This is a genomic window from Streptomyces turgidiscabies Car8, from assembly GCF_000331005.1.
Lineage (GTDB): Bacteria > Actinomycetota > Actinomycetes > Streptomycetales > Streptomycetaceae > Streptomyces > Streptomyces turgidiscabies.
This window is the reverse complement of record NZ_AEJB01000459.1, coordinates 20358-29088: the sequence shown is the minus strand read 5'-3', so window position 1 is coordinate 29088 and position 8731 is coordinate 20358. Positions and strand designations below refer to the sequence as shown.

General features: G+C 68.6%; 11 protein-coding genes. 4 read left to right on the top strand and 7 right to left on the bottom strand.

Translation table 11 applies throughout. The features are described 5' to 3' along the window. Positions 1 to 25 precede the first annotated feature (25 nt). From STRTUCAR8_RS33355 to STRTUCAR8_RS33340, 4 genes are all read right to left on the bottom strand, one after another. Positions 26 to 829 (bottom strand): amino acid ABC transporter ATP-binding protein, encoded by an 804-nt coding sequence (locus STRTUCAR8_RS33355; protein ID WP_006380621.1) that lies wholly within the window; start codon positions 827 to 829, stop codon positions 26 to 28. 33 nt (positions 830 to 862) lie between these two features. After that, positions 863 to 1663, bottom strand: coding sequence for a hypothetical protein (locus STRTUCAR8_RS48520; RefSeq protein ID WP_006380613.1), 801 nt, complete (start codon positions 1661 to 1663; stop codon positions 863 to 865). Continuing rightward, a complete protein-coding gene (locus tag STRTUCAR8_RS33345; protein ID WP_006380615.1) occupies positions 1660 to 2148 on the bottom strand; it encodes a SigE family RNA polymerase sigma factor in 489 nt (162 codons plus the stop codon). Before STRTUCAR8_RS33345 ends, STRTUCAR8_RS48520 begins: the two co-directional genes overlap by 4 nt. A gap of 136 nt (positions 2149 to 2284) precedes the next feature. Further along, positions 2285 to 3064: a class I SAM-dependent methyltransferase gene (locus STRTUCAR8_RS33340; protein WP_006380607.1), complete on the bottom strand. Its 780-nt coding sequence runs from the start codon at positions 3062 to 3064 to the stop codon at positions 2285 to 2287. Positions 3065 to 3188: 124 nt separating this feature from the next. On the opposite strand from STRTUCAR8_RS33340, the gene STRTUCAR8_RS33335 reads away from it, so the two are divergent. Then, positions 3189 to 3818, top strand: coding sequence for a CGNR zinc finger domain-containing protein (locus tag STRTUCAR8_RS33335; RefSeq protein WP_006380624.1), 630 nt, complete (start codon positions 3189 to 3191; stop codon positions 3816 to 3818). Here the strand turns inward: STRTUCAR8_RS33335 and sodX are convergent. Then, the gene (gene sodX / locus STRTUCAR8_RS33330; protein ID WP_044473340.1) at positions 3722 to 4192 is read right to left on the bottom strand and encodes a nickel-type superoxide dismutase maturation protease; all 471 of its coding nucleotides are present in this window, start codon (positions 4190 to 4192) and stop codon (positions 3722 to 3724) included. The two genes, STRTUCAR8_RS33335 and sodX, sit on opposite strands and share 97 nt — an antisense overlap. 143 nt (positions 4193 to 4335) lie before the next feature. Here sodX and sodN point away from each other — a divergent pair, with 143 nt between their 5' ends. Further along, positions 4336 to 4731 (top strand): superoxide dismutase, Ni, encoded by a 396-nt coding sequence (gene sodN / locus STRTUCAR8_RS33325; RefSeq protein WP_005480378.1) that lies wholly within the window; start codon positions 4336 to 4338, stop codon positions 4729 to 4731. A 7-nt stretch (positions 4732 to 4738) separates the two neighbouring features. On the opposite strand, the gene STRTUCAR8_RS33320 is transcribed toward sodN, so the two are convergent. Together STRTUCAR8_RS33320 and STRTUCAR8_RS33315 are read right to left on the bottom strand one after the other, a co-directional pair. Continuing rightward, positions 4739 to 5893, bottom strand: coding sequence for a tyrosine-type recombinase/integrase (locus STRTUCAR8_RS33320; protein WP_006380611.1), 1155 nt, complete (start codon positions 5891 to 5893; stop codon positions 4739 to 4741). 21 nt (positions 5894 to 5914) lie between these two features. Further along, positions 5915 to 6418, bottom strand: a complete 504-nt coding sequence (locus tag STRTUCAR8_RS33315; protein ID WP_006380630.1) for a helix-turn-helix transcriptional regulator — start codon at positions 6416 to 6418, stop codon at positions 5915 to 5917. Positions 6419 to 6538: 120 nt separating this feature from the next. On the opposite strand from STRTUCAR8_RS33315, the gene STRTUCAR8_RS33310 reads away from it, so the two are divergent. Both STRTUCAR8_RS33310 and STRTUCAR8_RS33305 read left to right on the top strand, forming a co-directional pair. Beyond that, on the top strand, positions 6539 to 6733 hold the full coding sequence (locus STRTUCAR8_RS33310; RefSeq protein ID WP_006380610.1) for a helix-turn-helix transcriptional regulator: 195 nt from the start codon (positions 6539 to 6541) through the stop codon (positions 6731 to 6733). Positions 6734 to 7352: 619 nt separating this feature from the next. Beyond that, a complete protein-coding gene (locus tag STRTUCAR8_RS33305; RefSeq protein ID WP_006380618.1) occupies positions 7353 to 8552 on the top strand; it encodes a DUF3631 domain-containing protein in 1200 nt (399 codons plus the stop codon). The last annotated feature ends 179 nt before the right edge of the window (positions 8553 to 8731 follow it).

Sequence of the window (8731 nt, the reverse complement as noted above, 5' to 3'; positions counted from 1 at the left end):
CTTCCGTACGTACCCGTACGCCGGCTCAGAGCACCTTGGACAGGAACGACTGCGTGCGCTCGTGCTGCGGGTTCGTCAGGACGTCGCGGGGGTTGCCGGACTCGACGACCACGCCTCCGTCCATGAAGACGAGGCTGTCGCCCACCTCGCGGGCGAAGCCCATCTCGTGGGTGACGACGACCATCGTCATACCCGACTCGGCCAGGTCGCGCATGACGTCGAGGACGTCACCGACCAGTTCCGGGTCCAGCGCCGAGGTCGGCTCGTCGAACAGCATCAGCTTCGGGTCCATCGCCAGCGCCCGGGCGATGGCGACGCGCTGCTGCTGGCCGCCGGAGAGCTGCGAGGGGTAGTTGGCGGCCTTGTCGGCCAGGCCCACGCGCTCCAGGAGCTGGCCGGCGCGTTCGCGGGCCTGTGTCTTGCTGATGCCTCTGACCTGGACCGGGGCCTCCATGACGTTCTCCAGCGCCGTCATGTGCGGGAACAGGTTGAAGCGCTGGAACACCATGCCGATGTCCCGCCGCTTCAGCGCGACCTCGCTGTCCTTCAGCTCGTACAGCTTGTCGCCCTTCTGGCGGTAGCCGACCAGCTCCCCGTCGACGTACAGGCGCCCCGCGTTGACCTTCTCCAGGTGGTTGATGCACCTGAGGAACGTCGACTTGCCGGAGCCGGAGGGGCCGATGAGGCAGAACACCTCGCCCGACTTCACCTCCAGGTCGATGCCCTTGAGGACTTCGACCGGGCCGAAGGACTTGTGGACGCCCTCGGACTTGACCATCGCGACGGCCTGGGACCCGGAGGACTTGCTCGTGACGTGTTCCGTGCTCATGGTCAGAGCCTCCAGAGACCCTTCCGCGTTGCCCTAGTTACTCCTCGTCTTCAACAGCTCGGGCGTGAGGACCAGTTCACGCAGCTGGCTCTTGGTCAGCGGCGCGGTCCTGAGCAGTGGGCCCAGGGAGTACCTGCCCGTGAAGCCGGTGGTGTCGTGGACCTCGACCGTGCCGCCGGTCTTCAGGTAGAGCGTGGTGATGAGGTACTCACCCCAGGTGCGGCGCTTGTCCATGAAGACGCTGCCGTGCTTCCAGCCCTTCCGGAATTCGAGGACGTCGCCGTTCGGCAGCCTCTCGAAGGTGCACTCCTGCCCGTCCTCCTTGCCCGGCAGCGAACAAGGACTCTTCCAGCTCGGGCTCTGAACCTTGCTGAACGTGTTGAAGACCCGGAGGTACCCGACCCCGCCGTCCCTGGTGACCGTGTAGGAGCCGTAGTACTTGCCGAAGGGGCCGGCCTCCGGATGCTTCGGCTCCCGGAACAGGAGGTAGTCCATGTCCACTTCACGGATCGTGCCGACACCGGCCGGCAGCAGCTTCGCGAACTCGGCCGCCAGGGCGGTGGCCCGGCCGGGAGGCTGGGTCGTCCCCGTGTCCGCGGCGCGGCCACCGCCCTCGTCGTACGTCAGCCACCCGGGCCCCGCGACCACCTCCGCGGCGACCGCGACCGCCGCGACGACCGTCACCGCGCCCCACCGGCGGCGCCGTATCCGCGCCGCACGCGCGAACACCGCCTCCGTGCCGCCTCCCGGGGGAACGGTGACCCCGCCCACGGCCCGGCCGAGAAGCTCACGCCCCTCCAGCCACGTCTCGACCTCGTCGATGTCGGCGCTCATACGTGCTCCTCCCGCACCGCGGCCCGCATCGCCGCGATTCCCCTGGCCGTGTGGCTCTTCACCGTGCTCACCCGCATGCCGAGCAGGTCCGCGGTGTCGTTGACGCTGAGGTCCTCCCAGTAGCGCAGCACCAGCACCGCCCGCTGCTTGGGCGCGAGCTTCGCCAGCGCCGCGCGCACCATCAGGCCCGTGTCGCTGTCCGCCGACTCGACGGGCGTCTCCGGCAGTTCGCCGTACGCGTGTTCGCGCCGCCAGAAGCGTCGGCGCCCCGCGATGAAGGTGTTGATCAGCGTCTGCCGGGCATAGGCCTCAAGATTGTCCAGCCGCTCGTACCTGCGGGCCCCGAGGACGACCTTCACGAGCGTCGTCTGGACGAGATCCTCCGCCTCGTCACGGTTGCCGCAGAGCAGATAGGCGCTCCGGAACAGCGCCGTGCGTCTGCCCTCCACGAAGGCGTGCAGAGTCGCGTCCGCGCCCCGCCTCATCCTTCCCCCTCTCCCGGCCCCCTGGGCGAAGACCGTCTCACCCTCTCCAGTGCGGTGGGGCCCCGGCCAGGACGCGGCGCACACGGAAATGGCGGTACGGATTTCCCGTACCGCCAGAACCTTCCGCCCTGCCGGGCTACTTGAGCGCGAGCAGCAGGGTGTCCGAGGGGGAGCACCAGACGGGACGCGCCTCCCCGAACCCCTTCTCGCGCAGCACGCGCGCGTGCCACTCGGCGGAGGGCATGTCTCCGTCCGCGTGTTCGCCGTAGATCTCGAAGCGGCGGGCGGTCGGCCCGGCGAGGGCGGGGTCCTGGGCGGCCAGCTGCCACCATTCGGCCCAGTCGACGGCGCCGTCGTGTTTGGCCTGATCCATACGGGTGTGGCGCAGGGCGCGCTCCGCCGCGTTGATCCGGGGCGTGCTGTCGTCGATCATGTGGTCCGCGTTCATGAACAGACCGCCGTCGCGGACGAGCTCCGCGATCCGCCCGTAGAGGTCCGCGAGGGGTTCGCTGTGCAGCCAGTGCAGGGCGGTGGCGGTCAGGACGGCGTCGTACGAGTCGTACGGCAGCCCGCTCGTCCACCGCGGGTCCTTGAGGTCGGCCGTGACGAGGGTGACGCGGTCGTCGCCCGCGAAGGTGCCCTCGGCGATGGCGAGGAGCGCCGGGTCGAGGTCGACGCCGACGCTGGTGGCCTGCGGGAACCGGTCGAGCAGCCGGGACGTGATACTTCCCGTGCCGCACGCCAGGTCGAGCACGCGTGGGGCGGGGCCGACGAGGGCCTCGACCATGTCGAGCATGATCCGGAACCGTTCCTCGCGGTCCGGCATGTACCACTCCTGCTGCCTGTCCCAGCTCGTCTGCCAGGCATTCCAGTCGGTTCCGGCGTCTGCCCCGGTGGTGTCGGTAGTGGTGGTCATGGAGAACCCCTCCCCGTCGGTCGCTCATTCGCCCGCTTCGAACGCATGCGTAATACCCTGGAAGCAATGTCAGCCGTTACTTCCTCGCATCCACGACCATAGAACGCCCTCGTAAGGACTACAAGTGGAACTGGCCTATTACTCGGACTACGCCTTGCGTCTCGTCAACACCGAGGAACCGGCGCGCGGCAAGGACTCGCTGACCTCGATCGACGCCGTCCGCGGTCTGTTCGGCGCCAACCAGCAGGCCGGCCGCCGCGCCACCGACGCCGACGTGACCCGGTTCCGCTCCGTACGGGCCCGTCTGCGCGCCGTCTTCGAGGCGGCGGACACCGGCGACGAGACGCTCTCGGTGGACCTGCTGAACTCGCTCCTGCTGGAGTTCCCGGTGAGCCCGCAGATCTCGGGGCACGACTTCCGGGACGACGACGGCCGTCCGCTGTGGCACATGCACCTCGCCGACCATCCGTCGAACGCGACGGCGGGCTACGCGGCCATCGCCGCGATGGGCCTGGCCTTCCACCTCACCGAGTACGGCGTCGACCGGCTGGGCCTGTGCGAGGCGCCGCCCTGCCGCAACGCCTACCTCGACACCTCCACGAACCGCTCCCGGCGCTACTGCTCGGACCGCTGCGCGACCCGGGCCAACGTGGCCGCCTACCGCGCCCGCAAACGGCTGGAGGCGGACCGGTCCGAGAAGACGGGCCTGGCGGCCGACACGGCCCAGCGCAGCAGCGCCAGCAGCGAACGCTGACCGGGCTTGAGCGGCCGGTACCGGAACCGGACCCGGCCCAGGATCAGGTCGTGCGGCACAGTGCCGTAGTCGGTGCTGTCGCCGCCGGCGAAGGAGTTGTCCCCGAGCACCCACCAGCCGCCCTCACGGCGCTCCGTGGCCCGTTTGACGACCAGCAGGTCCTGCTGGAACGGATGGCGCAGGACGACGATGTCCCCGGCCCTGACCCGGCCGCCGTACCGCACCACGAGAAAATCGCCGTGATACAGCGTGGGCACCATCGACGGCCCGGTCACGGCGACCCACCCGAAAGCCTTCGCGGCCCCTCCGTGCTCGCTCTCGTGCTCGCTCTCGCGTTCGCTTCCGTGTTCGCTCTCCTGCGACAGCTCCGGCATCCCGGCACCTCCCCGTCCCATCCTCCACCAGTCCCAGTCTGGCCCCCTACTTTTGTCCTAAGCCCATGGGGGCACTCGCGAAAAGCCGTCTCCCAAGGAGTAATGTCCAACCTGAGAAGACGATCACGAGGAAGGAACGCTCCATGCTTTCCCGCCTGTTTGCCCCCAAGGTCAAGGTCAGCGCACACTGCGACCTGCCCTGCGGTGTGTACGACCCGGCCCAGGCCCGCATTGAGGCGGAGTCGGTGAAGGCCGTGCAGGACAAGATGGCCGCCAACGACGACCCTCACTTCCAGGCGCGCGCCACCGTCATCAAGGAGCAGCGCGCAGAGCTCGCCAAGCACCACGTGTCGGTCCTGTGGAGCGACTACTTCAAGCCCCCGCACTTCGAGAAGTACCCGGAGCTGCACCAGCTGGTCAACGACGCCCTGAAGGCCCTCTCGGCCGCCAAGGCGTCCACGGACCCGGCGACGGGCCAGAAGGCACTGGACTACATCGCCCAGATCGACAAGATCTTCTGGGAGACCAAGAAGGCTTGATCTATGGCTAGGCCGTCTGACCTGCGGTTTCGCGGGTCGTATCGCCTACCTGTCCGCACCCGGTCCGCAGGCCGCCGAGAACGGCGTCCATGACGGAGCGGGTGCGGTCTTCTTCGCCCGGCCACAGGTGTGCGTAGATCCGCAGCGTGATGACGGCGGACGCGTGGCCGAGGACGAGCTGTACCTGCTTGACGCTCGCTCCGCCGGCGATGAGGGCGGAGGCGTAGAAGTGGCGCAGGTCGTGGGTGACCATGTGCGGCAGCTCGACGGGCTTGCGGCCCTCACGCCCGGCCGCCTCGTCCTCCGCCGCCTGGAGCGCCTTGCGGGCGCAGTTCCATTCGGTCTTCCAGCGGCGGTAGTTGAGGGGCTCACCCTCCTCCATCGTGAACAGCCACTCCTTCGAGGGCCGTGCCGCCAGGTGTGTGAGGAGTGCGTCCGTGACGACCTCGCCGACCGGGACCGTACGCCGGGACTTGCCGGTCTTCGGCGGACCGATCAGGCCGAACTGGAGACGCTGGCGCTCGACGCGGATCGTGCCGTTCTTGAAGTCGACGTCCGAGAGTTTGAGACCGAGCAACTCGCCTATTCGCAAGCCTGATCCGGCCAGGACGACGATCGCCGTCCGAATGTACGGCGGCATCGCTCCGAGCATCGCCTCGACCTGCGCGACGGTGAGCGGAGTGAACTCCTCATCGGGCACGGATGGGAGCGTGATCTGCTTGCAGGGGGTCACGGCGATGACCTTGTCCTCGACGGCCGCCGTCATGACGCGGACCAGGACGTCATAGACGTTGCGTACGCTGCCGGGGCCCAGTTGCTCGGAGAGCTTCTTGAAGAGGGCCTGGATGTGGCTGCGGCGCAGGGACGCCATCGCGTAGGAGCCGAGCACGGGTATCAGGTGAACGCGCAGAGCGTTGTCGGTGATACGGGTGCCCGCCTCACCGGCGATCTGCTCGCCCTCCCACTTCGTCGCGTACTTCTCGAATGAGATCTTGCCGGCGCGCGGGTCGACGTACAGGCTGGTGACCACGCTGGCCGTGACCTCGTCGAGCCAGCGTTGGGCGTCGAGCTTGCGGCCGAAGTGGCGGGCGTGCTCCTTGCCGTCGAGGTCGCGGTAGCGGGCCCGCCATTTGCCGTTGGGTCGCTTCTGGATGTTGGCCAAGTGGTTTCTCCCTTGGGTTGGTTATCGGTGGTAGCCGCCACACTCGATGTGCTCGGTGAGGGTGCGGGCGTCGCGCTCGTCGCCCATCAGACGGAGGCACTGCTCATGGATGGCTCGTGAGCTGTCGGGGTGAGCCTGAATGTGCTCGGCGATGTCGACGACAGCGTGGTGCAGGCGGTCTTCGGCATCGCGTGTCTCGTAGTACGCCTCAACGGCTTCCTGGACGAGTCGCCTGCTGTCGAGATCCAGCCCTTCCAGCGGCGGTGTCATCAGCTCTTCGAGGGGCAGCTCGAAGACGCGGGCGAAGGCGAGCGCCTCGTCGACGTTGATGCGGCGGCGCGGGCTGCCGTTCTCGATGCGCCAGACCGCGGTCTGGTTCATCTTGACGCCGGCCTTGGACACCCGGTCCGCCAGCTCTGTCGTGCTCCATCCCCTGACCTCGCGCTCCAGCGCCACCCGCGCGGCGATGTTGCCCTCGCTGTAGAGCAGCGGCACCTCACCGCCGTCGACCTTGTCGCCTGCCATCGAACCTCCATCACGATCATCACTATCCCAATTGTAACGCCTGCTATCCGATTTGGTTAACGGCCGATCGTCGGGCACACTTTATGCAGATAGGAAAGCTGACTAGTCGATTAGGAACGCATGCGATACCTGACCACCTCCGAGGTCGCCGAGCGCTACCGCACAGCCGAGAGCACCGTCCGCTACTGGCGCCAGATCGAGAAAGGCCCGCAGGGGATCAAGATCGGCAAGCGGGTGCTGTACGCCGAGTCCGAGCTGCTGCGCTACGAGCGCGCGCTGAACGACGGCCGGGGCGAGTGGGGTCTGGCCTCCTGAGCCGGCGAGAGCCCCGGACACGGAAACGGCCCTCGGCGCGCTAACGCCAAGGGCCGGAGAGTCCCCCGCACTTCGCCCATCCCTGAACGAACAAGCTGGCGAGGGGCCGGACCTTGTCCGTCCCGCCCCTCGCCTGAGAGGAACGTCGATGGAGGACTCTACGTCCACCACCAGTCCGAACACGGTCCCCAAAGCCAACTGGCCCGAGGCCGCGGTCCCCGGCCAGGGTGTCCCCTGGCGCGGCGCAGACCAGACGGACGCAGGATCCCCTGATTTGGGGACCGGGGACCAGGCGCACGACATCGTTGATCCGCAGGTGCCGGATGTCGGGGACCGGTCCCGCGACGCGTCGGAGACCAGCGTTCCGGTCACGGACCGGATATCCACCGGTGGGGAACATACGCAGGTCAGCGGCCTGCAGATCACACCACCGGGCGAGACGGACGCCGCTCCGAGCGTTGACCACGCGATGACTTCCGGTCAGCCGGCCCCCGGATCCGGTCCCCGAACTCCAGACGCGGGGACCGCAGTTGGGGACCGTCGTGGGCGCAACAGCCCCCACGACACTTCGGGGACCGTCGTCTCCGCCCGCGGATCGGGGACCGGGGACCGTGCAGGTATGAGGGTCGGCGAGCCGATCGACGAAGGAGCCGTACTGCTGGACGAGCTGCGTGCGGCGATCGGCCGGTACGTGGTGCTGCCGAGCGAGGAGGCGCTGACTTCGGTCACGCTGTGGGTGGCGGCCTCCCACATCCAGCCCGCTCTGCAACACGCGCCGCGCCTGGCAGTGGTGGGTCCGACCAAGGGATGCGGCAAGTCCCGTGTCCTGGACGTGCTGCACGAGACTGTGCACCAGCCGATGATGACGGTGAACACGTCTCCCGCAGTGGTCTTCCGCGTCATCGGCAAAAACCCGCCGACGCTGCTGGTGGACGAGGCCGACACCATCTTCGGCCCCAAGGCAGGCGACAAGGAGGACCTACGGGGCCTGCTGAACGCCGGGCACCAGCGCAACCGGCCCGCCTGGCGGATCTCCGGGCCGGAGCACAAGCCGACCGCGTTCCCCACCTTCGCCATGGCCGCGCTGGCCGGGATCGGTGACCTGCCGGACACGATCATGGACCGGTCGGTCGTACTCCGCATGCAGAAGCGCAAGCCCGGCGAGCAGATCACCCCGTTCCGCTCGCGGTACTCCGTGCCCGAACTCAACGCGCTGCGCGACCGGCTGACCGCCTGGCTGGCCCCGCTGCATGGCACCGCTGCCCGTCTGGTGCCGAGGATGCCGGTTGAGGACCGGGCCGCGGACACCTGGGAACCACTGGTCATCGTCGCCGACCTGGCCGGCGGCCACTGGCCCGCCCAGGTCCGCGTGGCCTGCCTGGCGATGACCAGGCACGAGGTCGCCCAGGACGAGCAGACGACTCTGAAGACGCGGCTGCTGCGCGACATCCGCCGCATCTTCGACCAGGAACGCAACAAGGAGGCCCTGCGCACTCAGGACCTGCTGGCGGCCCTCCTCCAGGACACCGAGGCCCCGTGGGCCGAATACGGCACCAAGGGCCTGAACGCCTACCACCTGGCCAACCTGCTGCGGGACTTCGACATCAGCCCGGCCAACTACCGCTTCGAAGAGGGCAGGCAGGCCAAGGCGTACATGCGTAACCGATTCCTCGATGCCTGGGCCCGTTACTGCCCCGATCCGTCCGAGGCAGCGTCGGCACCCGCACATCCGGGACGGGCCCTACCGCCCGCCGCCCCAGCGGGCTCGTTGGCCGTCGGCCCGCCCGGCGGCTCCCCTGGCCCCAGGCGCGCCCGCTAACCCCACCCCGGGTTCGTATCAGTCCGTCGCGTCCGTCCCCGCGCAGGTCAGCGCGGGGACGGACTTCCTCGCCAAGACGGATCACTCCGTACCTGCGGCCATGTCCGTACCTGTCCTGACCAGCCCTGCGACGGATGCGACGCACGTGACAGAGCCCCACCACACGCCACCGGAGCACC

Coding starts and splice junctions, on each gene's coding strand:
- STRTUCAR8_RS33355 (WP_006380621.1), bottom strand. CDS start 829: ATGAGCACGGAACACGTCACGAGCAAGTCCTCCGGGTCCCAGGCCGTC.
- STRTUCAR8_RS48520 (WP_006380613.1), bottom strand. CDS start 1,663: ATGAGCGCCGACATCGACGAGGTCGAGACGTGGCTGGAGGGGCGTGAG.
- STRTUCAR8_RS33345 (WP_006380615.1), bottom strand. CDS start 2,148: ATGAGGCGGGGCGCGGACGCGACTCTGCACGCCTTCGTGGAGGGCAGA.
- STRTUCAR8_RS33340 (WP_006380607.1), bottom strand. CDS start 3,064: ATGACCACCACTACCGACACCACCGGGGCAGACGCCGGAACCGACTGG.
- sodX (WP_044473340.1), bottom strand. CDS start 4,192: ATGCCGGAGCTGTCGCAGGAGAGCGAACACGGAAGCGAACGCGAGAGC.
- sodN (WP_005480378.1), top strand. CDS start 4,336: ATGCTTTCCCGCCTGTTTGCCCCCAAGGTCAAGGTCAGCGCACACTGC.
- STRTUCAR8_RS33315 (WP_006380630.1), bottom strand. CDS start 6,418: ATGGCAGGCGACAAGGTCGACGGCGGTGAGGTGCCGCTGCTCTACAGC.
- STRTUCAR8_RS33310 (WP_006380610.1), top strand. CDS start 6,539: ATGCGATACCTGACCACCTCCGAGGTCGCCGAGCGCTACCGCACAGCC.
- STRTUCAR8_RS33305 (WP_006380618.1), top strand. CDS start 7,353: ATGAGGGTCGGCGAGCCGATCGACGAAGGAGCCGTACTGCTGGACGAG.